22 protein-coding genes and 1 pseudogene are annotated in these 24,440 nt (G+C 52.0%); 9 read left to right on the forward strand and 14 right to left on the reverse strand.

Translation table 11 applies throughout. The features are described 5' to 3' along the window. Window positions 1-112: 112 nt before the first annotated feature. Entirely contained in the window at window positions 113-379 is a 267-nt protein-coding gene (locus F3J44_RS30435) for an EamA family transporter (protein WP_370526778.1), read from the reverse strand. Between the two features lie 394 nt (window positions 380-773). Further along, the gene (locus F3J44_RS24055; RefSeq protein WP_167276702.1) at window positions 774-1,160 is read right to left on the reverse strand and encodes a DUF4113 domain-containing protein; all 387 of its coding nucleotides are present in this window, start codon (window positions 1,158-1,160) and stop codon (window positions 774-776) included. 320 nt (window positions 1,161-1,480) lie between these two features. Between F3J44_RS24055 and F3J44_RS24060 the strand changes: the two genes are divergently transcribed. After that, window positions 1,481-1,882 carry a nuclear transport factor 2 family protein gene (locus F3J44_RS24060; RefSeq protein WP_167276705.1) on the forward strand — a complete coding sequence of 134 codons (402 nt, stop codon included), beginning with the start codon at window positions 1,481-1,483 and terminating at the stop codon, window positions 1,880-1,882. Window positions 1,883-1,984: 102 nt separating this feature from the next. Here the strand turns inward: F3J44_RS24060 and umuC are convergent, their stop codons facing one another. The 3 genes from umuC to F3J44_RS24075 form a co-directional block, all read right to left on the reverse strand. Further along, on the reverse strand, window positions 1,985-3,265 hold the full coding sequence (gene umuC / locus F3J44_RS24065) for a translesion error-prone DNA polymerase V subunit UmuC (protein ID WP_167276708.1): 1,281 nt from the start codon (window positions 3,263-3,265) through the stop codon (window positions 1,985-1,987). Further along, window positions 3,252-3,680: a LexA family transcriptional regulator gene (locus F3J44_RS24070; protein ID WP_167276709.1), complete on the reverse strand. Its 429-nt coding sequence runs from the start codon at window positions 3,678-3,680 to the stop codon at window positions 3,252-3,254. The genes umuC and F3J44_RS24070 overlap by 14 nt, the downstream gene beginning before the upstream one ends. A gap of 461 nt (window positions 3,681-4,141) precedes the next feature. Next, window positions 4,142-5,323, reverse strand: a complete 1,182-nt coding sequence (locus F3J44_RS24075; protein ID WP_240158501.1) for an MFS transporter — start codon at window positions 5,321-5,323, stop codon at window positions 4,142-4,144. Between the two features lie 149 nt (window positions 5,324-5,472). Between F3J44_RS24075 and F3J44_RS24080 the strand changes: the two genes are divergently transcribed. The 4 genes from F3J44_RS24080 (at window position 5,473) to F3J44_RS24095 (ending at window position 10,614) form a co-directional block, all read left to right on the forward strand. After that, complete coding sequence (locus F3J44_RS24080; RefSeq protein WP_205300142.1) at window positions 5,473-6,372, forward strand: LysR family transcriptional regulator; 900 nt, start codon at window positions 5,473-5,475, stop codon at window positions 6,370-6,372. Between the two features lie 567 nt (window positions 6,373-6,939). After that, complete coding sequence (locus F3J44_RS24085) at window positions 6,940-7,683, forward strand: response regulator (RefSeq protein ID WP_167276746.1); 744 nt, start codon at window positions 6,940-6,942, stop codon at window positions 7,681-7,683. Then, the gene (locus F3J44_RS24090; protein ID WP_167276717.1) at window positions 7,676-8,770 is read left to right on the forward strand and encodes an ATP-binding protein; all 1,095 of its coding nucleotides are present in this window, start codon (window positions 7,676-7,678) and stop codon (window positions 8,768-8,770) included. Before F3J44_RS24085 ends, F3J44_RS24090 begins: the two co-directional genes overlap by 8 nt. 932 nt (window positions 8,771-9,702) lie before the next feature. Beyond that, window positions 9,703-10,614 carry an ABC transporter six-transmembrane domain-containing protein gene (locus F3J44_RS24095; RefSeq protein ID WP_167276720.1) on the forward strand — a complete coding sequence of 304 codons (912 nt, stop codon included), beginning with the start codon at window positions 9,703-9,705 and terminating at the stop codon, window positions 10,612-10,614. Between the two features lie 102 nt (window positions 10,615-10,716). On the opposite strand, the gene F3J44_RS24100 is transcribed toward F3J44_RS24095, so the two are convergent. Then, entirely contained in the window at window positions 10,717-10,872 is a 156-nt protein-coding gene (locus F3J44_RS24100) for a hypothetical protein (protein WP_167276723.1), read from the reverse strand. Between the two features lie 281 nt (window positions 10,873-11,153). Between F3J44_RS24100 and F3J44_RS24110 the strand changes: the two genes are divergently transcribed. Beyond that, window positions 11,154-11,681, forward strand: coding sequence for an acyloxyacyl hydrolase (locus F3J44_RS24110; protein ID WP_167276725.1), 528 nt, complete (start codon window positions 11,154-11,156; stop codon window positions 11,679-11,681). 8 nt (window positions 11,682-11,689) lie between these two features. After that, complete coding sequence (locus F3J44_RS29645; RefSeq protein WP_205300146.1) at window positions 11,690-12,085, forward strand: hypothetical protein; 396 nt, start codon at window positions 11,690-11,692, stop codon at window positions 12,083-12,085. A gap of 102 nt (window positions 12,086-12,187) precedes the next feature. On the opposite strand, the gene F3J44_RS30440 is transcribed toward F3J44_RS29645, so the two are convergent. Both F3J44_RS30440 and F3J44_RS30445 read right to left on the reverse strand, forming a co-directional pair. Further along, window positions 12,188-12,541 carry an ATP-binding protein gene (locus tag F3J44_RS30440; protein WP_370526780.1) on the reverse strand — a complete coding sequence of 118 codons (354 nt, stop codon included), beginning with the start codon at window positions 12,539-12,541 and terminating at the stop codon, window positions 12,188-12,190. A gap of 784 nt (window positions 12,542-13,325) precedes the next feature. Further along, a complete protein-coding gene (locus tag F3J44_RS30445) occupies window positions 13,326-13,688 on the reverse strand; it encodes a DUF4113 domain-containing protein (protein WP_205300147.1) in 363 nt (120 codons plus the stop codon). Window positions 13,689-15,321: 1,633 nt separating this feature from the next. Between F3J44_RS30445 and iolG the strand changes: the two genes are divergently transcribed. Both iolG and F3J44_RS24130 read left to right on the forward strand, forming a co-directional pair. Beyond that, complete coding sequence (gene iolG, locus F3J44_RS24125; RefSeq protein WP_240158502.1) at window positions 15,322-16,389, forward strand: inositol 2-dehydrogenase; 1,068 nt, start codon at window positions 15,322-15,324, stop codon at window positions 16,387-16,389. 15 nt (window positions 16,390-16,404) lie between these two features. Then, the gene (locus tag F3J44_RS24130) at window positions 16,405-17,367 is read left to right on the forward strand and encodes a Gfo/Idh/MocA family protein (RefSeq protein WP_167276728.1); all 963 of its coding nucleotides are present in this window, start codon (window positions 16,405-16,407) and stop codon (window positions 17,365-17,367) included. A gap of 69 nt (window positions 17,368-17,436) precedes the next feature. On the opposite strand, the gene F3J44_RS24135 is transcribed toward F3J44_RS24130, so the two are convergent. The 6 genes and pseudogenes from F3J44_RS24135 to F3J44_RS24160 form a co-directional block, all read right to left on the reverse strand. Beyond that, window positions 17,437-18,915, reverse strand: coding sequence for a cytosine permease (locus F3J44_RS24135; protein ID WP_167276730.1), 1,479 nt, complete (start codon window positions 18,913-18,915; stop codon window positions 17,437-17,439). 420 nt (window positions 18,916-19,335) lie between these two features. Then, window positions 19,336-20,562: a carbohydrate porin gene (locus F3J44_RS24140; RefSeq protein WP_167276733.1), complete on the reverse strand. Its 1,227-nt coding sequence runs from the start codon at window positions 20,560-20,562 to the stop codon at window positions 19,336-19,338. Between the two features lie 202 nt (window positions 20,563-20,764). Beyond that, window positions 20,765-21,652 (reverse strand): alpha/beta fold hydrolase, encoded by an 888-nt coding sequence (locus F3J44_RS24145; protein ID WP_240158503.1) that lies wholly within the window; start codon window positions 21,650-21,652, stop codon window positions 20,765-20,767. A gap of 38 nt (window positions 21,653-21,690) precedes the next feature. Next, window positions 21,691-22,464, reverse strand: a complete 774-nt coding sequence (locus F3J44_RS24150) for an SDR family NAD(P)-dependent oxidoreductase (RefSeq protein ID WP_167276736.1) — start codon at window positions 22,462-22,464, stop codon at window positions 21,691-21,693. 145 nt (window positions 22,465-22,609) lie between these two features. Next, complete coding sequence (locus F3J44_RS24155) at window positions 22,610-24,046, reverse strand: NAD(P)(+) transhydrogenase (Re/Si-specific) subunit beta (protein ID WP_167276739.1); 1,437 nt, start codon at window positions 24,044-24,046, stop codon at window positions 22,610-22,612. A 2-nt stretch (window positions 24,047-24,048) separates the two neighbouring features. Next, a pseudogene (locus tag F3J44_RS24160) lies at window positions 24,049-24,321 on the reverse strand (NAD(P) transhydrogenase subunit alpha); the annotation flags it as partial. Between the last annotated feature and the right edge of the window lie 119 nt (window positions 24,322-24,440).

Raw genomic sequence — 24,440 nt, forward strand, 5'->3', positions numbered from 1 at the left:
AGCAGTCCCTGAAATTAAATATTTTAGGGACTTATAACGAAACACTTAACTACCAACATCCTCGTCTGATAAATACTAGATGGCGATGATCCTTCCCCAGACAGACTAGGTCTCAGCGTCGATTTGCAAGCATCACTCCAGCAGCCACTAACCCGATTCCTGCAACGGAGATAGATGTAGGGATCTCACCTAATGTTGGAACTGCCAAGAGACTTGCCACCACCAGAGCAAGCGCACCAACCACGGCGCATCGCATTACCCCTAGGTGTGGTATCGCCATTGAATACAATAAAGGCGATGCCACCCCGCTTCCCACCCCCTGAGTAAGCATAAGAAGTGATATCTGATCTATATTCCTAGCCAAAGCCGCTATAACCATAGAACCCGAAGACCCAAATCAATGTGAATATCATCAAGGATGGGTATGTGATTAATAATAGGCAGCCTATCTTACTGACATTCGCTTCCCGCAAAGCGATTACGAATATCGCCCAGACTAAACTCGCGCAAAGAAGCACGGAAACACCTACTAGGGTCGACATGCTCAGATGCCCCAGACCGGCAATTAGGAAGAACATTCCAAAGATTATTTTTACTAAGCCAAAGAGATGCCTCGATGCCACACGCTCTCGAAGCATGAGATATCCCACCAACGCTACGGTTACGTATCCCTTGAGCTCTTCGTAAGTCACGATGTTGGAGGTGCGAATGGGATCACCATCATCAAAACGCCGCTCGCGGTCAACCAAGACAACCCCTCACCACTGATGAAACTACTTACAGTAAACCGTCCAAAGCTCATCAACCCGCGTGGTGAAGCTCTGGCTCATCATCTCCCGGCGCATCCCCCACGCAGGGTCGACAGGCACGCTCGCCAACCGCATCGTCCCCCTACCCCATCTTCCGTTCACCGCATCCAGGACACCCATCAGCTTCTCACTCGCCACCGGCTGAGTAGCCGCGAACAGGTCACCAGTTATCTCGCTGGGCTGGCTGAGGTCGAGCAGCAGCACCTCTGCCTTGCTGTAGCGAAAACCCTCCCGATACACACGTTCCACGCCCTCCTGCGCCGCCTTTGTAAGCAAACGCGTGTCGTCCGTTGAGTACGGCAACTCAACTAGGATGCCGTTGGCGAACTTCGCCACATCGGCGTTGTACATGCCTGTGCGGATGCTCGTCCTGCGCCGTTTACAAAGTGACTGCTTGAGCTGAGCTTCTCACCGGCTCGCGATGTGTAGGTGGCCACGGCCCCTTTGATCGGAGCCAGCTCGGTCAGCCGGATATCGAACATTCGAATAGAGCAGATCTCCTTTCGGCTGACCAGGCTCGTTCAGGCCGAGGCAGGTGATACCACCTCGCCAGGCACGCAGTCTCAGACAGGGCTGAGATCGCCCCAACAGGGCATTGATGATTGACTAGAAAGCAAGCTATCTATTTACTGGTGATTCATCCAGTCCCCATCACATTGAGGAAAATCGTCATGACGACACCCGAAGCGCTCGTTGAGCTGTTTAGCAAATGGGAAAAGGTGTGGCACGACAAGGCATACGATCTTGCTCCACAGTGCGTGGCGGATCACTACACCCGTCATGATGAAGGCGGAAGCCGCACTGTCACACGCGATGCGTATCTCACTGAAATGAAGGCGGTGCATCGTGACCGACCCGATATTCGGGTAGTAGTTTTTGATCACGACTTTGGCATGGATCGAGCGTGGTTCCGCTTCATGTTCAAGTGGTCGAAAGATGGCGAGATCATCACCCGCGCCGGCATGCAGACCTATCGTATCAATGACGGTAAGATCGCTGAGACTTGGATCGCAATGCAGCCGGTAGGTTCGACTTGGGAGGAGACTCCGCAGCCAACATGGATTGATCGCTAGTGATCTAATGTGCAGATGGCTGACTGAGCCTGTTTCAGCACATCGGCCCCTTTCCAAGGGGGCCGTACTGGCTCCAACGAGTTACAGAAAGAGCTATCGAGGCTACTTACAATAGACAGTCCAGAGTTCATCCATTTTGGTTGTAAAACTTTGGCTCATCATTTCCCTGCGCATACCCCAAGAGGGGTCGACCGGTACGCTCGCCAGGCGCATGGTGCCGCGCCCCCACCGGGCGTTCACGCTATCTAGAACACTCATAAGTTTTTCACTCATCACCGGCTGAGCCGCCGCAAACAGGTCACCGGTGATCTCGCTAGGCTGGCTGAGGTCGAGCAGCAGCACCTCTGACTTGCTATAGCGGAAGCCTTCTCGGAACACCCGCTCCACGCCCTCCTGCGCCGCTTTTGTCAGCAAACGCGTGTCGTCCGTTGGATATGGCAACTCCACCAAGACGCCGTTGGCGTATTTCGCTTCATCCGGATTAAACATACCCGTGCGGATGCTCACCCGGAGGCGTTTGCAGAGCGACTGCTGGGAGCGGAGCTTTTCAGCGGCACGCGATGTGTAGGTGGCCACGGCCTCTTTAATCGGGGCAAGCTCGGTCAGTCGGGTACCGAACATGCGACTGCAACAGATCTCTTTCTTGGGTGGGTCAGGCTCATCTAGCTCGAGGCAAGTGGTACCACCAAGTTCGCGAACAGTTTTTTCCAGCACTACGCTGAACTGCTTCCTGAGCGACCAGGCATCTGCGTGGGCAAGCTCCCAGGCGGTGCGAATGTCCATAGTCGCCAGGTGGGCGGACATGCGACGGCCAATGCCCCAGACGTCTCCGGCGTCGCATTTCTTGAGCACCCAGTCGCGCTTCACTTGGTCTCGTAGATCCACTACTCCACCGGTATGGTTCTGCCACTTTTTCGCGGCATGGTTGGCGAGCTTGGCTAGCGTCTTGGTCGTAGCAATGCCAACGCCGACCGGGATACCTGTGCGGCGGTAAACCTCGGCCCGAATCTGTCTTCCAAGCCGCTCCAGATCGCCAGGCATGCCAGTGATCTCAGCAAAGGCCTCGTCGATGCTATACAACTCTGCTGCCGGCACCATCGACTCGATGACGGTCATCACCCGCTCGCTCATGTCGCCGTACAGCTCGTAGTTTGACGAGCAGGCAACGATGCCATGCTTGCGAAGTTTGTCCTTGATCTGGAAGTAGGGCTCGCCCATCTTCACGAACGGCTTGGCATCCGCCGACCTAGCGATGACGCAGCCATCGTTGTTACTGAGCACGACCACGGGCTTGGTGCGAAGGTCGAGGCGGAACACCCGCTCACAACTCGCGTAGAAGGAGTTGCAGTCGATGAGGGCGAAGACTCGCTCAGGCTTTGTCATGGCTTCGCACGCTGTAGGTCACGACACCCCATACCTGGAGTTCTTCGCCTTCGAGAAGGTACCGAGACGGGTAGCGCGGGTTTTCGGATTTGAGCACCACTTGGCTGCCGTCCCGGGCAAGTCGTTTGCAAAGCGGCTCGCAGTTCACCGCGGCGATCACGATGTGGCCAGGCTCTGCCTCGATGGAGCGGTCGACAATCACCAGATCGCCAGGGTAGATGCCGGCGCCAATCATGCTGTCCCCTTCCACACGTACCAGGTAGATGTGCGGGGCCCGGACATCGAGCAGCTCATCCAGCGAGATGCGCTTTTCGAGGTGGTCAGCTGCCGGCGACGGGAAGCCTGCTGGGACGTGAAAGGAAAAGAGTGGGAGCGTTGCTCCGCTGGGCTCAAGTGGGCCGAGGATGGTAACCATGACGAAAACGCCTAAACTGTATATTCGTACAGTTACGCGTTTTGACATTACTTGGTCAATCTACCGCAGAGCAGATTAGATGGCCGGCACCTCAAGCGTGGCTCCTTCGGAGCACGGCTGTCGTGAACCGCATCCTGGCGTAGCCAGGTTACGGCCCTCCGGGCTTCCATCCTCACGCCTATGGCCCTCTGGGGCCGGCGCGCTCCGCTTGCTTAATTGCTCACAAAACTCAAGGAGTTGCTTATCACAATCTTAACGCTAGGCCTGTCGCATATTCACACCGGGCCATGAGGCAACGGAAACCTCCGTGATGACATCATCGAGACTTTTCTGTCACCCAATTTTCACAGCTTCTACACGACAATCTTCCTATCCCTATATGTGATAGAAGCTCCCTTGCCCGCCCCCAGCGGGCTTTCTTTTGCCCGCTAGTTTGCTACCGACTGAAATCGTTGTCCGTCCTATACCTTGGCTGCTTCTCGGGAACTCCGATTTGCATAGAGCAACCAGCTAATTGCCAACGCAGCGCATCCCAGCCACGGCAGCAGCATGGCGTTGAGCGTTTGCCAGCCAAAGATATTGAGCAAGCCGCCAGCACCAAATGAGCAAGATAGGCCGACTGCGAAAATCACCATGTCATTGGTAGCCTGAGCACGGCTTTTCTCCTCGGGAGTGTAGGTCGTGGTCAACAAGGTTGTGCCGCCTATGAACAGGAAGTTCCAACCGATCCCAAGCAGCACCAAGGCAAAGGCGAAGGATGAAAACCCGAGACCGCTAAAGGTGGTCACGACATGGAGCGTAAGGAGAAGCACGCCAAGCAGCATGACCCACAGTGCGCCGATACGGGAAATGATTGCCCCAGTGAAGAACGATGGAAGGAACATTCCAAGGACATGCAGCTGGATTACAGTCGCGGCAGTCGATAATGAGTGGTCGTGGTGGATCATGGCCAAAGGGGTCGCCGTCATCGCCAGAATCATGATGCCATAGCCGGTCAAGGCGCCGAACAACGCCACCAGGTAAGTGGGCTGGGTAACTATCGCACTCCAGGAACGCCCTCTCCCGGCATTCACAGGTGCCTCCTGCGCCGGTGGCATCTTCAAGAAAGCCAGAACGCACACACCCAGGGCCGATACCAACGAGAGCAGAACGAACGACCCCATGTACAGCGGCCCGAGAAGATCACCGCCGTAGCGCGCCAATGTCGGGCCCAGCAGTGCCGCGACGATACCGCCTGCCAAGACTAGCGAGATCGCCTTGGGACGGAACGTGTCATCGGCAATCTCGCTCGCGGCAAAGCGATAGAACTGCGCAAACGCTTGATAGGTGCCAGCAAAGAAAGTGCCCATCGCCAATAGAGACAGGGAGCCAAACCAGATACCACACGCGGCAACCAGCCCGGCGACTACACCTAGAAATGCCCCCAGCATGAAACCTGCCCGGCGCCCGACCTTGGCCATGAATGCAGATGCCGGAAACATTGCAACCGCAGTCCCCAGGAACATGGTGGCGATGGGCAGCGTAGCCAGATCAGCCCGAGAGGTCAGTTGTGCCCCGGCCAGCCCTCCCACGGTCATTACCAGCACCGACACTGTCTGGAATAGCGCCTGCGCGCTTGCCAACACCGCAACCTGGCGGTGCATGAATGCTCTTTTCATTTCTGCCCTGCGACCTTGAATGCCGTGAAATTCGGTTGTCAGTATGAAAATCGAGGGTCTATTATTCAAACGAATAATCTATACGGTTCAGCTCAAAAAAATTAATGGACAGAATCCCGATTGATGTACGCCACTTGCAAACCCTCATTGCGCTTCGCGACAGCGGCAGCGTTTCACGCGCTGCCGCCTGGATGCGGCTGACGCAGGGGGCGCTCTCACATCACATCAAGTCGCTTGAGGACTTTTGCGGGCTACCTTTGTTTGTACGCAAATCTTCCCCGGTGGTTTTCACGCCGGCAGGCAAGCGGCTGCTTGAGGCGGCTGACAAGGTTGTGCCGGTACTGAACCAAACCACCCGCGACCTGCTGCAAATGGCGAAGGGCGCGAGTGGCACTATGCGTATCGCGGTGGAGTGCCACACCTGCTTTGACTGGTTGATGCCGGCTGTCGATGCGTTTCGAGCGCGCTGGCCGGAAGTTGAGATCGACCTGGTTTCGGGCTATCACGACGACCCCATCGGCCTTCTTCACCAGGGGCGTGCAGACCTGGCCCTGGTGTCATGCTCCGATAGAGATGAATCTGGGGTCGACTTCCATGGATTGTTTCGTTATCCCCTTGTAGCACTGGTAGCCAATGATCATGCCTTGGCGCAGAAGGCGTTTTTTGTCGCTGAAGATTTCGAAGAACAGACGCTGGTGACCTATCCGATCGAGGAGGAATCACTGGACATCGTCAAAGCCGTGCTGCGCCCTGCCGGGGTCAAGGTCAAACGCAGGACGACTGAATTGACCGTGGCCATCCTCATGCTGGTAGCCGCCAATCGAGGCATTGCCGTATTGCCTCGCTGGGCAGTGCAGACGTACCTCCAACGCCAGTACGTCTCTGCCAGGCCTATTACCAGCAAGGGGCTGATTTCTGATATCTGGGCCGCAACCCTGCCGGCTGAAAGCGGCAAGCCGTATATGGTGGAATTTCTGTCCTTGCTTAGAGAAACCACTGCAGCGGCCATTCCAGATGTGGAACTGATCGGATAGAGGATGCAGTCATCAATAAGCACACATCGCTTCTAGCTCACTAGAAAGCACTCGCTTTCTCTAAGTCCTAGAACTGGCTCCGCGTCGGATCGCCCGTTACTTCTCGAGTTTTGTACTCCTGGCTCGAGAGTTTGAGCGTAGCCGGAGGCCACGGATGCAGGATCAATTCGGAACAATGGCTTCCCAGCCTTGACTCCAGTGCCTTGCACGAACATCCATTGCACCACGGTCTCCCCACCCTAGGGGCCTTATCTCTGCGGTACGAATTGCCACTATCCTGCCAAAGCAGCTCCTGAGTAGGAATGACATTGGCTGACTCGAGCTGAAGGTAGGAAACCATCGGCGTAGCTTGACTAGCCCCTTTCTCAGGCCCACCACAGGCGGCAAGCATCACGGTCGTGGAAAGCAGGATGAATGGAACAACAATCGTGGTGAAAAATTCACAATCTGACTCAAGATCACCTGGGTCACATGCGCAACAGAGTCTACTCAGCAGAGATGTAGTGTCTGTCGAGGAAAGATGGAGTTATGATGGAGTCTCGATTTTTCCTCCAGCAGTCCACCCTCATGCACAAACTCTCTACCGTACAGCCGCCGCTTAATGTCCCCTCGCCGCTTGTCCTCATAGCGGAAGATGAGCCAGAAATCGCTGAAATTTTAGTAGCGTATTTAGCACGCGAAGGTATGAAAAGCGTTTGCGCTCTTGACGGCGAACAGGCCCTAGAGATACATCAAACTCTTAAGCCAGACTTGGTTCTTCTGGATGTTCAAATGCCAAAAGCTGATGGCTGGCAGGTCTTGGCTGAAGTTAGGCGGCGCGGCACCACTCCCATTATTATGGTAACAGCTCACGATCAGGACATCGACAAACTAATGGCGTTAAGAATCGGGGCAGATGATTACGTGGTCAAGCCATTTAATCCTGCCGAAGTCGCTGCCCGAGCACAAGCTGTTCTACGGAGGACTGGCCAACAACGAAATGATAATGACAACACTATTTTGAAAATTGGTCGTCTATCAATTGACCTTGAAATGTTCCAAGCCTCTGTAACTATTGAGGACGGTAGCAGTAAACAATTGACCCTAACCTTGACCGAGTACAGACTACTCGCTCACTTGGCCAAAACCCCCCGCCGAGTACATAGCCGCGCTGAACTTTTGAATGCATGCCTGCCAGAAGGAGACACCCTAGAAAGGACTGTCGACAGCCACATAAGTAAACTCCGCAAAAAGTTAGACGATGCCGGGATCAAAGAGCTGCTCACGAGCCTTCGAGGGATTGGCTATCGGCTGAGTGGCCACGATGAGTAAGAAAACAGGCTTAGGAAAACAGCTCGCTTGGTCTATGGTAACAGTGGTAATGGGAACTACCACTCTCTCCATTTTGGGTTTTTGGTTCTACGGATCCATTCTTGCCTATATCTCTCCAGCCGCTCTTGCTGAGGCTATCCAGGATCCCACAGACTTAACGCCGAGTTGGGTGGATATGGTTATAATCGGAGTGGTGACCATCTTTGCAATTATAGCTGCGATCTGGGGCTCAATGCGTATAGCCAAACGGGTGCTGGCCCCTTTAGGATCACTCGCAGAATCAGTTGCTAGCGTCGCGGAAGGAGATTTGACTGCCAGGGCGGTGGCTCCCAAAGATGCTCCAGGAGAGGCAGCTCATCTTGTTGAGAACTTTAATATCTTAGCAGACAGGTTACAAAAGCTCGCTGCAGAACAATCCATGTGGAACGCTTCAATTGCACACGAACTCCGCACACCCATTACAATTCTCAGGGGGCGTCTACAGGGCCTCGCCGAGGGGGTTTTCGCCCCCGAAGAAGGGCTGTTTAGAAATCTGCTTGGTCAGGTAGAAGGTTTATCACGACTCATTGAAGATCTTCGAGTAGTGAGCCTTGTGGACAGCGGCTATCTGGAGCTTCACCCTGAGCGAGTTGATCTAGATCTGGAAATTCGAGAATTTAGCAAGCTGCTCCAGCCTGAGCTTACATCAGCGGGTATAGGCCTAACGTTAAGTATCACCAGGCAGCGAGTCAATTGCGACATCGTTCGTATCCGACAGATGCTGCTGATTCTAATTGAGAATGCGAGGCTTCATGCGAAACCCAAGTTGATCAACGTAAAAATCACCCTTGACACTTCTAATGTCCTGGGTGTAGATGTGACAGATAACGGATCCGGGCTGCCAGACCACTTGGCATCTACGATTTTCGAAGCATTTGTCAAAGGATCCAAGCCTGTATCTGGCAAGCGCACTGGCAGCGGCTTGGGGCTAGCCGTAGTACGGGCTATAGCCTTGGCGCATGGTGGCTCGGCACATGCCAAGAATCTGAAAACAGGTGGGACATGCTTTTCGATTCAACTGCCTTTAGCGGATAACGCGACTTCTTAACAAATGGGCCGAGAACAATTAATCAGCCTAAGCCCGATCGCTACAAAATAACTTTTCGGCCCCAAATATTGTGAAAATACTCGATAGCCATGCGCATCATCATAAAAACCCGCATACTTGATCGCTTTCAAGAACCTGACATCTTCTGAGTTAGCACATAAACAATTGCAAAGCAGTGAACAGCCGCCCAGAGGTCTTCACAGGTTGAAGCAGCCTGCTCAACCAGATTGACGATTAAATAACTGGACGCTTCCACAAGCGCCAGATTCCATATTTATCCTCGCAATCAATGACGAAGCCAAATTTCTCGAAAAGACTCATCGAAGCATGGTTTGACGGTTCAATTGCCGCCACAAACTCTTTTCCCGGGATGGTCGGTTATGATTTTTTGTACCTTTGATGAACCCTACCCTCTGCTTTTACTACTGCCCAGCACGAGAAATCCAAGAATATGAATGGTGTCCTGATCAGGAAAAATTGCGAAGTCGTTAGGGGAGAGCACCAAGCGACAGGCATTCTTGGCCATCAAGTTTCACCAATCAAGCCTCTCCATTTCCCTGCTCAAGGATTTATTTAAGCTCATCGGCAGTTAACAAATCTTCCGAACTCATTTCAACCGCCGCTAACGCTTCATAAATCTCAAAATCCGAGTCTACGCCCATACGCTCAAGAAACACGGCATTAGTAATATATTACCTCTTGATTGCTTGCAACTTCCGAGCCGCCTTCATACATAAACCGCCTAACAAATTCTTACGAGCACAGGTATTGATAGCAACCTGAACAGTGTCGAGAAATGTAAAAATTTGCAACCTGTCATGACTCTCCATCGTTTCTCCACATTTCCTCAACGGTAGCTCAACTCTGCCTTGATAGGCTTTAGTGATCCGGCCTCCAGGGCCTTGAAGCCCGCGACATCTCAACGGTGCACTGTGAATAGACCCGCGACTCAAAGCCTAGTCCAGGCCGCCATCAGAATTGAAGAGCAATCAGCATTTCAGACGTTGAAGGCGATAGCCTTGGCGCACCCAGGCAAGTTGTTAATGACCTTCTCTTTGGTAACATTGGAAAACTTGCTTCTGCTCGCCTATCCACTTTTCGCTGGATACGCAGTTGATTCGATTCTCAAAGGCCACTCTAATAATGCCCTGATGTATAGCGTAGTCGTCCTGAGCTTTTGGGTCGTAGGAGCGATCAGGCGAGCGGTTGGTACGCGAACCTTCACAAGAATTTATGCTCAACTGGCAGTCTTGATAGTGTTGGATCAACGCGCGGGAGAGCATTCAATAACTGTGACAACCGCACGTATAGCTCTGGCAAAGGGCTTCGTAGATTTTTGTGAGAAGCATGTCCCTGTAATTTTCACTGCATGCATCTCAATCATCGGCTCAGCAGGAATGCTGATTTACCTACAACCTCTGCCAGGCATTCTCTGTTTGTTGAGCCTTTTGATCCTTGCCTTTTGCCTTCCTTCTTTTAACAGAAGAAACCAGAGAACACATCAAATAATAAACGACCAGCTTAGACTGGAGACCTTGTTGATCGATCACTGTTCAGTCATAAAACTAAAGAAACACTACAACATGTTGTCACGTTTGCGAATAGCACTATCTGACCGAGAGGCTTCAGCCCTCTCCATCCTGGGAGCTATAGCCGCAACTCTATCCGCCGTGACCATTTATGAACTCTCGACTAAATCAAGAATTCAAGCTGGCCATGTGTATGCCGTGATGACATATCTGTGGACTTTTGTCAGCAGCCTAGACGAGGCGCCCAGCTTAGTGGATCAAGCAGCACACTTGAGAAACGTAGGTAAGCGCGTAAGACCTTCCTACTCTTCCTAACTATATATTAGCTCAACCAAGATCAACTAAGCCTCTCATGATACAACCTATTACTACACACCAAATCACCGGCGCCGCTCTCAAAAGATTCTTACTTAGCTGTCAGCCGAAGCCGAAGCCGAAGCCGAAGCCGAAGCCGAAGCCGAAGCCGAAAAGCAGATCGGAGGCAATGACCGAGGTAACCGTTAGCACCTGTGAGCACAGGCATTCGTCCTTGATAACGACACCAAGACCGTTAGCTGAGACTTCAACGTCCATGCTGGTGACGTGCGGTATAAACAGGCGAAATTCTGGCGTAACGCAATATCAGAGTGAAATAGCATTTTCACCGCTTACAAGTGTGAAAGTGGAATTTACACCTACTCCACCGCACTTAATCGGCAGCACGCCATTGAGCCACGCTGGACTACCCTCACCGCGCTTGAGTTGACTCAGCATGCCGACCAGACCGGATCCAGCCCACTTTTAGGGCAGCGCGCCGTGGCAAAGCCACCCACTTTTATTCTTTATATGTTCTAAATTAAGTAGGATCGCAATTCGTGAAAAGCTTTAAGTTTCTTGTTGGTGCACTGGCCATTTCGCTGAGCGCGACCATTCTCCCAGCACATGCAGCTCAGCTTTCCGGCGCGTTGGGCAGCACTGGTCAAAACGGCTTCTTTGGCCGCATCGGTGTTGGCTTCGACTGGGACAGAAAATGGATGAAGTCATCCACAGGCCACTTCACCGGCTATTGGGACGCTGGCCTGACCCACTGGGAGAAGGGAAAGCGTGCCAGTGCCCGCAGCGCGATCTCGTTCGCACCGGTATTTGTGTATGAATTCAACACGAATATGAGTATTACGCCCTTCATTGAGGCAGGCATCGGTGTATCCATGTTCTCGGGTACCAAAGTCGGAGATCGCACCTTGGGATCCTCATTCAACTTCGAGGATCGCCTTGGAGCTGGCCTTAAATTCAAAGACGAGAGCCGTGTTGGCGTGCGGGTAATTCATTACTCAAATGCTGGAATTAAGCAACCTAACAACGGGATTGAATCTTACTCCCTGTTCTATAGCCGACCCTTCTGAGTGATACTATGCACGCCTGCAAGGTGATTAAACCAACTCTACGCGCCCGCGCTAAGCAATTGTTTTTCTGGGCATACATAGCAATCACTCTTACGGGCTGTGCACCGGTGATGGGCACCCGAAACTGGCATGGTCACAAATTTCTGTACATCAGTTGCTCAGGACTAACCTCTTCTTGGGCACAATGTTTCAAACAAGCCGAGCGGATATGTGGGCATACCACCTATGAAATCATTGCCCAATCAAACATTCATGATGAGGAAAACGCGCAGTATCCTCTAGGCATGAATCCAGCGGGCTTCAGCAGCCGGGATCTGATTGTTGAATGCGACCCTTCAGAGGAAGCAACTGAAAAACTCAAAACAAAAAGAATGATAATAAAAAAGTTTCGAGCATTTAAATAACTAGGTCGGCAATTATACTTTACCAAGGGCCCATCCAGCTCAGACTCGTTAGCCTCGAAGTATGCGCCTTGGTTAAGTACGGCTTTTTACAGAGCGCAAGCCCTAAACCAAATCTACCAGTTGCCTTATCGCGCCCCTACCCCTTCGATGGAAAGGCTCAAAGCATTTCGGCCTTTTATCCCTTAGTATTCCTTCCCTGTCATGCTCGACGCTTAGGTATAACCATTGATCATGGGCGAGCTCTACATATATCTGAATTTGCGCCCTTGCATATCGCAAGGCATCATCGACCACATTCGATAGCGCCCTGCCTGCCAAGGAGACTTCGAACAAGTTGCTGATTAGCTGAAAAGGGCGGCTTGTGGATGCCGAAAAGCTCGACTTTATGTTCACGCAGCTGGAGGACGAGTTGACAGTCTTTAAACTGACCGCCTTGCAAGCAGAGTTGGCGCTCATGGCCTTATTGGGCGCCACTTCAGATTGCTGGCGTTGAGGGGGTGATTGTAACAAAAAACTACTAAGGCTACACTAGCTAGCGTACCTGTCTACGGGGAAGGGTCGCCTAGAACCATCATGCGTCAAACCAGAAGCCCGGATTCATATTTGAGAAGGAAGTCTAATGAACACATTAATTTTGCTGGTCGCTATTTTCGTGAGCATATTCATTACATCGCTAGTGCTGAATCACTTTAACGTTGATCCTGCTTGGAAGATTGGCTCATTCTGTCTGGTGTCGATAGCTGTTCAGATTGCGGTTTCGCGCATTCAACGCTCGCGACGTAGACACTCGCGGTTCCAGTGATCTGAAAGAGCGTCGCTTTCCGATGCCGCGTACTCGTCATGTTTTTTCCATGGTCTCCCTCTCGAGCATGCCAGTGGTGATGAGTGGTTTGGATTTACCCAAGCAAGAGCCGAGCATCTCCTACCCCACTTGAGAGCGTTCATCCTCAAGCGGTTAACTTAGGAGCCTACGTTCAACAGAAGGTCTGGAGATCATTGGCTACAGCTTATGCACGGAGCAAACAGTTCGATCTCTACTTTCGGCTCTTTGCAAGGCCTGACGCGAACTGCCCTCAGGAATCATTGGTGATCGCTCGGTTCATGTTCGAACATCAGCGTGTTGAGCATGGCCGGGCCCTAGTTGAACGACAGGTAGACATGGCACCCACCCTCGGCTACCGGCACTTGCTCATCGAGTGTGCTAAGGCCAAAGCATCTGCATTCGCCGAACGCTTCGGTTTCACGACCTACGACGACCACCGAAACTGGGTGGCATCAGTCGATATCTAATAGAGCCCCTTCTGCCGTAGACGGCCTGACCGACCGGAAGCCTGTTCCTACGTGGCAGCTGGCCATCCTTCACGGGTGGGGCGGAGTCGTCGCAATACCATCCAGGCCGTGCGCTGCCTGTTAAACTCGTTCGAGTTTGCTCTGGACTTTTGCTGAGATTAATTGCAGTAAACCGTCGGAGCTCATCAACTCGGGTGGTGAAGCTCTGGCTCATCATCTCCCGCCGCATGCCCCCAGAGGGATCCGATGGCACACTCGCCAACCGCACCGTGCCCCTACCCCACCTGCGGTTTACCGCATCCAACACACCCATCAGCTTTTCACTTACCACCGGCTGAGAGCCGCAAGCAATTCACCCAGGACTTCGTTCGGCTGATTAAGGCCAGTAATAGCACCTTTGCCTTGCTATACCGGAAGCTCTTACGGAACATCCTAGCCACGCGCTCCCGCGCCGCCTTTGTCAGCAAACGTGTGTCGTCAGTGGAGTATGGCAACCCGACCGGATCGCCGTTTGCAAAGCGACTGCTGGGAGCAAAGTTTCTCTGCTGCTCTGGACGTGTAGGTGGCCACCGCTTCTTTGATTGAGGCCAACTCGGTCAGTCGTGGGCCGACCATGCGGCTGGGTGGGTCAGGTTCATCCAGCTCGAGGCACCGGTATCAGCGGCTCCGCATGCTGGTGTCGACGGCAACAGCCTTTACCGAATGGTGGCAGCCGCAGAGCAGGCCACCCGCTCAGAGTGCTATTGCAGAATGAACCACTGGTACCGTGTACCCAATCTAGTGACAGCTATCAGGTTGGCATGCAAACAATCTGACGCTTAAGTTCACAGAAACGCTGCCAGGAAGGATGACCTTCATCTGCAGGGTGGTTGCGTGCTTTAATCTTCAGCCGCCATTCGGTAGTCGCTGCTTTCAGACATAGCGCATGCGGCAACACTGCGAGGACTCTTCCTTTACTCAATTTTCACAGCTGGCGAGCCACGCTCAAGCCATCTCTACGTGATTGATCTTGCTCGCATAACAGAGAGCTTTCTTTTGCCGCGAAGAATGACAAAGCCCTCACCTGCGCCCCGTCACACGACCTCCCATCACTCCCTCCTGGCCATTCCGACTAGCACAGTCGTACTCTGCTTCCGCTCGCGTGGGGTAGTTGAAAGCCAGCCGTATTTTGCCATAGGTATCGTAGAGATCGTAGCCAGCGCCAACGGCAGCGGGAACGCCAGTACGGCGAGGGAACTGCTCTTTTTCTTGGGGCATAGCGGGGATTACAACGAAACGTGTCTGCATGACCATTCCTCTTCGTAGCACTCCTTTAGTATTAGTCTCACCATGAGAAAGCATCAAGGCACTCGCAGAGGGATGGCGTTGGAATGTCCCGTGATGGGTGCGGTCTCATCCTCACCGGCGAAGCTACTGGCATCGCACAAGCCTTCCCAGGACGGGATCGTCTTTGCCATTGGATACCTCAGCCGTACGTTTGAGCAGAGGTTCATAGGGCTCGACTTCACGACTGTTATCGTCGACGGGATGGCGATCCACTACTTTGGAGAGATCGACGCGTTGCGCTCACACGGTTGGCAATCGGCAGCAGTCCCCGCACTAGGATTGAGCTGGGGCCTGTGGATGGATTCTATGTCAAATTGGTGCAGCCAACAGATCGTGGCTGGCTTGGGAAATTGTGCTCCCTACGAGCCATGAGCCCTATGCAGCTCTGCTGCGATATGCGGTTTTCTCTTGGTAATCATGGGCGTAATTTTAGGCAGCCATCCCATTAGGAGGGAACCCACAGCAAGCAAACCAAAGCAAACATCTTAGTTATAACCCTACAGCAAACCACCAACTAGCAACAATGTATCGCAACACCCCCACAATTAAGGCCTCCACTAAAAACGCATTGATAATAGCAGCCTTCCAGCGCTCATAAAAAAACAAGATCAGATAAGCTCTTGCGTGAGCATCAATTAGCTGACACGCTCATCGCACTCATACGTCAACACACAAACAAAAAGAGCTTATTTATGATTAGGATAGGTATCCTTGGCTGCGGCCGCATCGGAAATGTTCATGCTTCAAGTGTTGTACAAACCCCAGGGGCAAAGTTGGTTTCTGTAGCAGATGCCGTACCAGAAGCGGCTGCCGCGTGCGCAGAGCGCTTCAACGTTGAAGTACGAACCATCGATCAAATTATTGATGCTACCGACATCGATGCTGTAGTCATTGCCACCTCTTCACCCACACACTTTGACTTTATCCATCGAATCGCTTCAGCAAAGAAGGCAATTTTCTGCGAAAAACCTATCGATATGTCTTCAGATCGCGTGCGTGCCTGTATCGCAGCAGTCGAGGCAGCAAACGTTCCATTCATGACCGCGTTCAACCAGCGGTTTGACCCACATTTCGCCACACTGCAACGTCGCCTCGCAGCAGGTGAGATAGGCTCATTGGAAACAGTTTCAATCACATCGCGCGATCCCGCTCCACCACCCGTGGCATATCTAAAAGGGTCTGGAGGCATTTTCAGGGACATGATGATTCATGACTTCGATCTGGCGAGATTCCTGCTAAATGAAGAGCCTTTGACAGTCTACGCAGTAGGTTCTGCACTTATCGACCCAGCTATCCGTGAGGCCGGCGATGTCGACACGGCAGTCGTTGTATTGACTACAGCCTCGGGAAAAATTTGTCAGATCACCAACTCCAGGCGAGCCACATATGGTTACGATCAGCGCCTTGAAGTCCATGGCTCTAAGGGCATGTTACGTGTATCCAACGTTCATGAGGCCCAAGTTGAGTGTGCTACATCGAATGGTTTTACCATGCCGGTCGCTAAACCATTCTTCCTGGAGAGATTTGGCCCTGCATATCTTGCCGAAATGCAGCATTTCGTCCAGTGCGTTGAGAAAGGTTCGATTCCTAACCCGACCGCTACAGATGGATTACATGCGCAACTGATAGCTGATGCGGCGGCCATCTCTCTTGAAAGTGGTGAGCCGGTAAAAATCAAGTACGCTTAATGAACTGGTGATTTTATGAAAGTCGGTATTCTAGGGCTTGGTAATGTAGCAGAACTTCACGTGGTTGCGCTGAACGAGATCAGTCAAGACGCATATGTTGGCGGTTGGGGCCGGACTCAATCGAAGACGGCTGACTTCCAACAGAGGTTTGGTGGCAAAGTTTACTCTACCCCTGAGGCGCTCTTGGCTGACGAAGAGATCGAGGCTGTTTTTGTATGTACGAACGCCGCGTCTCATTACTCCCTCGCAAAACAAGCACTATTGGCGCGCAAGCACGTCCTGATAGAAAAGCCGATCTGTGACACCGCTGAACAAATTCGCGAACTGGCTGAAATTGCGAAAGAAGTAGGCCGAGTCTGCGCGCCCTCTCACAACTATGTTTATGCAGAAACCATGCAGCGTGTCCGCGCACACATTGACAAGGGAAGTCTCGGCGAAATAGTTAACTTCTGGGCTATCTATAATAAACGTCACCCTGCAGAAATTGGTGCGCCAGATCTCACTATGCGTGAGCTGATGATCCATCATATTTATTGCATGCTGTATTTCATGGGTCGGCCTGAGCGAGTCTTTGCGACAGGTTCCGCTGTGCATTTCGCCGATCCTGCAGCGCATGACCAGCTGATGATCGTTGCTGAGTATCCTAACGGTGCCATCGCAAACCTTTGGGGAAGCTTCTCTGCGGACGATAGGAGCCGTGAGCCCTGGTCGGTTTATTTCAAGCTAATTGGAATGGAAGGGGCAGCGGTCGTACCTTGGGATACCACACGATTTGGAGAGGCAAGACTTCCATTTTGGGATGACGGTACTTATTGGGACAGTTTTTACCAGATCCAAAAGTTTTTCCTAAAAGATTGCCTGATCAAAGGTGAAGCGCCATTATCAACCATGAATGATGCAGTGGATGCAGCATTGATCATGGATGCTGCCCGCAAGTCTATTGAGTTGCGCCAATCTGTTGAAATCGAATATCCCTAATAACGCAAATATTTATTGAGCGTAGAGTGGGGCTTCACTACAAATCCCTACTCTACACACCATCAATACTCAAGAATTTCTTTTATCAAGTAAGGCTTCAGACAATCTCGCCAGTGATTCTGATTCGGATTGAACTGCCTGCAAAAATACTTTGTTCCCTTCAGCACATCCTGTGCAAATGGCCTGCTGACTGGCTGAAGGGTCGGCGTCCATTTCGACAGCACTATACGAGCGCTCACATACATGGCACTTGATGTGTTGACGCCAAATGTCTATCACTTCGCTCCTAGGCTCGGCGGCTCTACGCATTTTCTGACTGCGTGCTGATTTTGAAATCAGCCAGTAGCTCGACGCAGCGAACACAGAGATTATGACGGGTGCAAATTCAACGTACCACTTTCCTTTAACCCCGAACTCTATCAACATGATACCAAGGGCCGTGGAAAACAATATTGCCCACGCCCCAGGCATCATGGACTGCACTCTACCTGGACGAAATTCGTCGTCCCTCGGATCAGGATGGATTGCATAGTGAGTCATCAAGATAGCCACCCACGATGTCACTGCAACCCCCTGCCATGCGAGAGCTTTAAGGAGATAGCTGAAAACGTTCGTCAGCATGAGGGCGTATACGCAAGCCCCAACGACTAGAACCCATACAGTGCGTGGTAGCTTGAGCCCTAGCCCTCTGGCCGCGAAACCAGCCATATTTAATGAGGCCATGTAGTAATTAGCGGTATTAATTCGTGTCTGACTGATGATAATGAAAATCAAACCAATCAGACCTGAAGACTTAAGGACTGCTTCTGCAATCCCCTGCTCGCTCGCCCTCAACCCCGGAAAAACCGTGTCCATTATGAATATTCCGGCAACGCCATTAACCACATAGAGTACAAAATAAAAAACCGGCCCAAATGTAACAATCCCGTGAAACTTAGCATCCCTCGGCTTTCCAAACCGAGAAAACTCTGCTGTCACCATCATGTTCACACAGATACCCATGTATACAATGAATGCCCACATCCAGCCTGGCATGAGGGTGTCAATTGATGGCTGAATAAACAGAAAATTTTTCGAAAAACCAAAACGACTACCTGACATCACTACGACAGCCAAAAGACCAACTATATAGAGCGGAAGCAACGCGCCATTTAGCTTATCCATCCAAGCCTGAATTCCACCTAAGACGAGCGGCATTGCGTAGAGCACCACCAACAAATACCACCAACGAATATCACTGCCAGGTGAGAAATATTGCTGCAGTGCCGCTGCAATAATCGATCCTTCAAAAACAGCGTAATACGTAGCAGTAACGGCAAATAGCAAGGACGATATTACTGCACCGTAATTACCAAATATCCCCCTTGAAAGCAAAGCGACAGAAAGCCCACTTTTGATCGAGCGCTGGCAGATGATGTAATTAATTAATCCGTAGAAAACAACGGACAAACCCATACCAACAAGAGCGCTCCGCGCTCCCACCGCCTGAGCAACAGCCACACTAATGTATAGATAAAACAGCGCGCTAATTACTGACCAAGACGCCATAGCGAGGCTCCACCGGCCCGACCGAGCAGCTAGCGGAACAACATGGCGAGAATAATCCTCGGCTGACTGTTCTTTCAGAACTCGCGGATCATCATAGTCACTAATTTCCAAACGGCTCGACTCTGGCATCATCCCCCCCTACTATCAACGATCATGACCAATAACAGGATTTTCAAAGATAAATCAATCCGTATTTTCAGGAAAACTTCCGAGGGCAACTCAAGGCTAGCAACTACCCTATTTTTCGATGATTGTCAAACATCGACATGGCCACTCTAACGTATTTCAAAAACCCAGAGGCTGCAACCTCGCGAGCCTCCGGCTTCGAAACAATTCAAAAATTCATAGATCACCAACGCTAAACACGCTCTGTTTAGGGAGCTACGTCACAGCATGTAGCTCAGGACACTGCGTTCAGAATCATTCCCACCCATATTCAAACTGTATACCGAAGTTTGAACCATGAAGAGCTCTGCCGAAAGCACCACTGTCCGAGAGCGCCGACCCAGCTGCCATGTTATTGGCAGCCCGTTGAGCCGCCGCGTTCCATCGAGCGTATGTATAATAAAGGCGAATCTCTGGCCTATCCCAAAAGCCTGGGCCTGAAGGCGACCAAGTAGGGGCGATAGTAAACTTGGTAAGCTTTCTAGTGCCGCCAGGAGCAGAAACTTGATCTCGACCGAGCTCTACGGCCAACTTGAAATGCTCCGTAAATCCGTACACTGGGCGGATACCAACGGAGAGCCAGTTCTGATCTTCATCGTCAGTTCGCTTGTCCTTCTGGTACAGGATATTGAACTGCCCACCAAAGTTTCGGGCAACCTGCCAATCAATAATCTCTACCGCGCGCCAACTGCGATTGCTGGCATCTAGCTCAGGATCGCCTGTGAACCCCAAACCCGTACCCGGCCCCTCACCATATTGAAGCGCAAATTTGTTCGTACCACCGAGGAAGTCAGTCTGCTTATGCTGCATCGCAACTGACCATCCGCCGTGGGTATTTTCTCTACTTGGGGCTCTTAAGAAACTTACACCTAATTCGACTTCACCGCCTGGATTTGCATGAAAGCCTTCTACGTTGAAATCTTGCCGCGTTATAAGTTCTTTCTGGAAGACATTGTCTTCCCGGGAAAAAACGTAGCTGTATTTATAACCCCCCAGCTGAACACGATCTAAACCGAAGCCTGTGGCGCTCTGCTCCCAATAGAAAAAATCCGAAATATTGATGTCCCTTCGCTTGTAGAATCTGCGACCAGCCCAGAGGGATCCTCCATTGAGCGCAGGCATATTGCTCCACTCTAGGTAAGACTGATTCAAGCGAGTGTAACTAGCTTCTCCAGAAAAAGCTGGAGTGTGATTATAATTAGTCTGAGTTTGGAGCATTCCATCCACGCTAATGATAGAGCCGTCATCCAGAGTTAAGACATCCTGGCGCAGCTCTAACTCTATGTACTGTTCGCACTCGTTACCCAGCCTATATTTTGATCGAGCGCCTGGGAGCATGAAACAGCTTTGCTTACCACTTGATGTGGCGCCTCCGACACCACTGCGCATGTAACCATTAAATTCAACAGACGAAGCATCTAATGGAAAAAAAAGTGCAGCCGAAAAGGCTCCACTTATGGAGCCCAACCTCAAAGTTTTCATTCACCACCCCATTATTATTATTAAGCGATCACTGGAAGCTGCTAAAGCAAAGCTTGCTCGCACGCCAATGCGACCTGATAAAGGGCGCCGACACAGAAGTGCGGTCTGCTTGATCAGATAATCAAATGAAAAATAAAAAGGCTAGAAACCGATAGCCAACCGGTTTCTAGCAAACGAAGAGCGACAACGAAGACCCTGGGTGTTACTTAGCGAAATACTTGAGAAGCTCGTCAACCAATTGCTCTGGTTGCTCTTCAGGGATGTAATGACCACTATTAACCATAGTGCCAGTCACATTGGTAGCGATATTCAGAAGCTCAGTAACTAGGTCAGGCATTGATCCTTGGTCTGCACGCATGGCCAAAATAGGAACCTGCAATTTCCCTTTTTTCACGAGCTCGCGATTTTGCTCAGCCGAAACAGACATCGCGCGGTAGTAAGCCAACCCACCCTTCAGGCCGTTAAGCTTGAACGTGCGCAGATACTCTTCAAAATCATCTTGAGTGAAGATCTGCGGGATTGCCGCCTTACGTTGCAGATACCACTGCAGATAGATGTGCTCACGCCCCTCAAGCAGCGCCTCAGGCAGGTCGATGAGGTTGTGGAAACCACAGTGCCAAGTACGCCAAGCAACGTTGCCAGCCCATGGCAGATTATCCGGCAGACTGATACCAGGGATACCGCAGTCCAGAATGGCCCATCCAGTCACCTGATCGCCGTAATTTGCGCAGTATGGGTAACTGACCCATGCGCCAATGTCATGCGTAATCAAGGAATGTTTATCTACACCGATTTTGTCCATCATGCCCCGCAACAGTCGGGCAATGTTTGCGGTATCGCAGTTCGCTGGGCGATCAGAATCGCCTTGACCCGGAAGGTCTGGCGCGATGACACGGAAGTGTTGACCAAGGAGTGGCAGGACTTTACGCCATGCGTACCAACTCTGCGGGAAACCACAGACCAGCACCATCACTTCCCCGTCTTCCTTGCCGCCACTCACGTAATGCATACGTGTGCCATCGACAGTCACAAAACCACGCTGAAATCCTTCAATGCCGCAGTCCGGCCATTCGCGCTTGCTAAACATCATGTTCACCCTTGCAGAAATTGAGTGGATACTCGGTTTTATTAGAACGGATCTCGGGCAGCGGCCAGCCAGCCTCCATCCATTACATACTCACTACCATGAACAAAGTCTGCTTCGTCACCACCGAGGAATGCTGCAAGCTTTGCAATCTCGCTAGGCTGGCACCACCGGCGTGCAGGGAATTTCTCAAGAGCGGCTAGCATATCGGGCGAATGGGCGGTTACAGGATCTGCCATTGCAAGGGGCGTAGCAGTTGCCCCAGGACAGATTGTATTCACTCGGATACCACTTGCCCCATACTCGAAGGTCAATTGCCGAGTAAGGCCGATCACACCATGCTTGGACGCCGTATAAGCAGTACCCCCACCAGCAGCGCTGAAACCGGAGGTAGACGAGGTATTAATGATCGCTCCTTTCTTCTGCTTTAGCATTTGGGGAATGACGGCACGAGCCATCAAGAATGGCCCGGTAAGGTTGACTGCAATAACTTTATTCCATTCTTCGATGGACACTTCATGCGCTGATGCATGGCCGTCCAGGATACCGGCATTATTGCAAAGTAGATCAATACGCCCCCACTTTGAAATGACAGCGTCCACCGCCTCTTGCACACTCGCTGGGTCGCTCACATCAACGCGGTAAGCAAAGCCACGTTCAGGGTTCGCAATTTTTGAGACTGACTCTTGAGCCGATCTTAGATTGATATCAAGTGCAACAACCAATGCATGACGGGAGGCAAACTCTTCAACCATTGCCCTCCCCATACCGGAACCGGCACCAGTGATAATGACTACGCGACCATTGTAATTATTCATATAGTAACCTTCGTCAAATATTATCTGCGCAGTGGTACCTAGCGCCGCCAGACATTTCGATAATCAGCGAAGCATCTGAACGCGTCCAATCGCCATTTGCGATCCTTTTAGATAGGCTTTCCTTATCAGCTCAAGAGCGGTGTAGCTAAGCCACCGCCTTAACCATGTCCTCAATTGTCTTCTTGGCATCACCGAAGACCATCATAGTCTTGTCCAGATAGAACAGGTCGTTGTCCAAGCCGGCATAACCGCTGGCCATGGAGCGCTTGTTGACGATGATCGTTTTGGCTTTGAAAGCCTCGAGGATCGGCATTCCTGCGATCGGCGACTTTGGATCGTTCTTCGCAGCCGGATTGACCACGTCGTTCGCGCCCAACACCAGTACCACATCGGCCTGGCCGAACTCTGAGTTGATGTCTTCCATCTCGAACACTTGGTCGTATGGCACCTCGGCCTCGGCCAGGAGCACGTTCATGTGCCCGGGCATACGCCCAGCTACCGGATGGATTGCGTATTTCACGGTCACGCCGTTGTGGGTCAGTTTCTCGGTCAGTTCCTTCAGCGCGTGCTGGGCACGGGCGACCGCCAGACCGTAGCCGGGAACGATGATTACACTGTCGGCATTGCTCAGCAGGAAGGTGGCATCGTCGGCAGAGCCGGACTTCACCGGACGCTGCTCCCTGGAATCCTGCTTCGCACTTATATCAGCATCCCCACCGAAACCTCCGAGAATGACGCTGAAGAACGAACGGTTCATCGCCTTGCACATGATGTACGACAGGATCGCTCCACTCGACCCCACCAAGGAGCCCGCTACAATGAGCATGGAGTTATTCAGCGAGAATCCGATACCTGCCGCCGCCCAGCCGGAATAGCTGTTGAGCATGGAGACAACCACCGGCATGTCCGCGCCTCCAATCGGGATGATCAATAGGACGCCCAAGGCGAATGCCAATACCAACATGATGATGAAGGCATCAATCAATCCAGTGGTGCTGTAGATAATGCCCACACCAAAAGTTGTGAACAGTACGAGCATGTTCGTTTTGAACTGCCCACGGAACACAAACGGTGCACCTTGGAACAATCGAAATTTGTATTTACCCGACAGTTTGCCAAAGGCGATCACGGAGCCGGAGAAGGTAATGGCGCCGATGGTAGCGCCGAGGAAGAGCTCCAAGCGGTTCCCGCCAGGAATAGGATCTGCCATCGAAGCCACGATACCTAGGGATTGAGGCTCAAGAACACCGGTGAGGGCAATGAACACCGCCGCCAAGCCAACCATACTATGCATGAAGGCGACCAGTTCGGGCATCTTGGTCATCTCTACTCGCCTGGCCATAGTCGTGCCTGCAGTGCCACCGACCAGCAAGGCACCCATCACGTAAGCCATACCCGCGTCCGAAGTGTGCGCGCCCAACTTATAGACAAGACCAACCGTGGTTAGGATGGCAATCCCCATGCCGATCATGCCGAACAGGTTGCCCCGCCGTGACGTTGCTGGATGCGAGAGCCCCTTTAGCGCTTGAATGAAGCAAACCGAAGCGACTAGGTAGAGGAGCGTTATCAGATTCATACTCATGCTTACTTTTGCGCCTCGTTCTTGGTTTTCTTCTTGAACATCTCCAGCATGCGGCGGGTGACCAGGAAGCCACCGAACACATTGACCGCCGCCAGCGCCACTGCCAGGGTGCCCATCAGCTTGCCGACTGGGGTCACGGTCAGGGCTGCGGCCAGCATGGCGCCGACGACGACAATGGCCGAGATGGCGTTGGTGACGGCCATCAGCGGGGTGTGCAGCGCCGGGGTGACGTTCCACACCACGTGGTAACCCACGTAGATGGCCAGGACGAAGATGATCAGGTTGTAGATGCCGTGGGAAATCAGCATGTCTTCCATTGTCGTGCTCCTTAGCCGTTCTTGCGCACGACCTGGCCATCGCGGCACATCAGGCACGCGGCGACGATGTCGTCTTC

The organism is Pantoea sp. Tr-811, from assembly GCF_011752535.1.
In the GTDB taxonomy this organism is placed as follows: domain Bacteria; phylum Pseudomonadota; class Gammaproteobacteria; order Pseudomonadales; family Pseudomonadaceae; genus Aquipseudomonas.

Bases quoted from the DNA above. Each gene is read 5' to 3' on its own strand.
- F3J44_RS30435 (WP_370526778.1), bottom strand. From the start codon at position 379: ATGGTTATAGCGGCTTTGGCTAGGAATATAGATCAGATATCACTTCTT.
- F3J44_RS24055 (WP_167276702.1), bottom strand. From the start codon at position 1,160: ATGTACAACGCCGATGTGGCGAAGTTCGCCAACGGCATCCTAGTTGAG.
- F3J44_RS24060 (WP_167276705.1), top strand. From the start codon at position 1,481: ATGACGACACCCGAAGCGCTCGTTGAGCTGTTTAGCAAATGGGAAAAG.
- umuC (WP_167276708.1), bottom strand. From the start codon at position 3,265: ATGACAAAGCCTGAGCGAGTCTTCGCCCTCATCGACTGCAACTCCTTC.
- F3J44_RS24070 (WP_167276709.1), bottom strand. From the start codon at position 3,680: ATGGTTACCATCCTCGGCCCACTTGAGCCCAGCGGAGCAACGCTCCCA.
- F3J44_RS24075 (WP_240158501.1), bottom strand. From the start codon at position 5,323: ATGCACCGCCAGGTTGCGGTGTTGGCAAGCGCGCAGGCGCTATTCCAG.
- F3J44_RS24085 (WP_167276746.1), top strand. From the start codon at position 6,940: ATGCACAAACTCTCTACCGTACAGCCGCCGCTTAATGTCCCCTCGCCG.
- F3J44_RS24090 (WP_167276717.1), top strand. From the start codon at position 7,676: ATGAGTAAGAAAACAGGCTTAGGAAAACAGCTCGCTTGGTCTATGGTA.
- F3J44_RS24100 (WP_167276723.1), bottom strand. From the start codon at position 10,872: ATGGACGTTGAAGTCTCAGCTAACGGTCTTGGTGTCGTTATCAAGGAC.
- F3J44_RS29645 (WP_205300146.1), top strand. From the start codon at position 11,690: ATGCACGCCTGCAAGGTGATTAAACCAACTCTACGCGCCCGCGCTAAG.
- F3J44_RS30440 (WP_370526780.1), bottom strand. From the start codon at position 12,541: ATGAGCGCCAACTCTGCTTGCAAGGCGGTCAGTTTAAAGACTGTCAAC.
- F3J44_RS30445 (WP_205300147.1), bottom strand. From the start codon at position 13,688: ATGGGTGTGTTGGATGCGGTAAACCGCAGGTGGGGTAGGGGCACGGTG.
- F3J44_RS24130 (WP_167276728.1), top strand. From the start codon at position 16,405: ATGAAAGTCGGTATTCTAGGGCTTGGTAATGTAGCAGAACTTCACGTG.
- F3J44_RS24135 (WP_167276730.1), bottom strand. From the start codon at position 18,915: ATGGCGTCTTGGTCAGTAATTAGCGCGCTGTTTTATCTATACATTAGT.
- F3J44_RS24140 (WP_167276733.1), bottom strand. From the start codon at position 20,562: ATGAAAACTTTGAGGTTGGGCTCCATAAGTGGAGCCTTTTCGGCTGCA.
- F3J44_RS24145 (WP_240158503.1), bottom strand. From the start codon at position 21,652: ATGATGTTTAGCAAGCGCGAATGGCCGGACTGCGGCATTGAAGGATTT.
- F3J44_RS24150 (WP_167276736.1), bottom strand. From the start codon at position 22,464: ATGAATAATTACAATGGTCGCGTAGTCATTATCACTGGTGCCGGTTCC.
- F3J44_RS24155 (WP_167276739.1), bottom strand. From the start codon at position 24,046: ATGAGTATGAATCTGATAACGCTCCTCTACCTAGTCGCTTCGGTTTGC.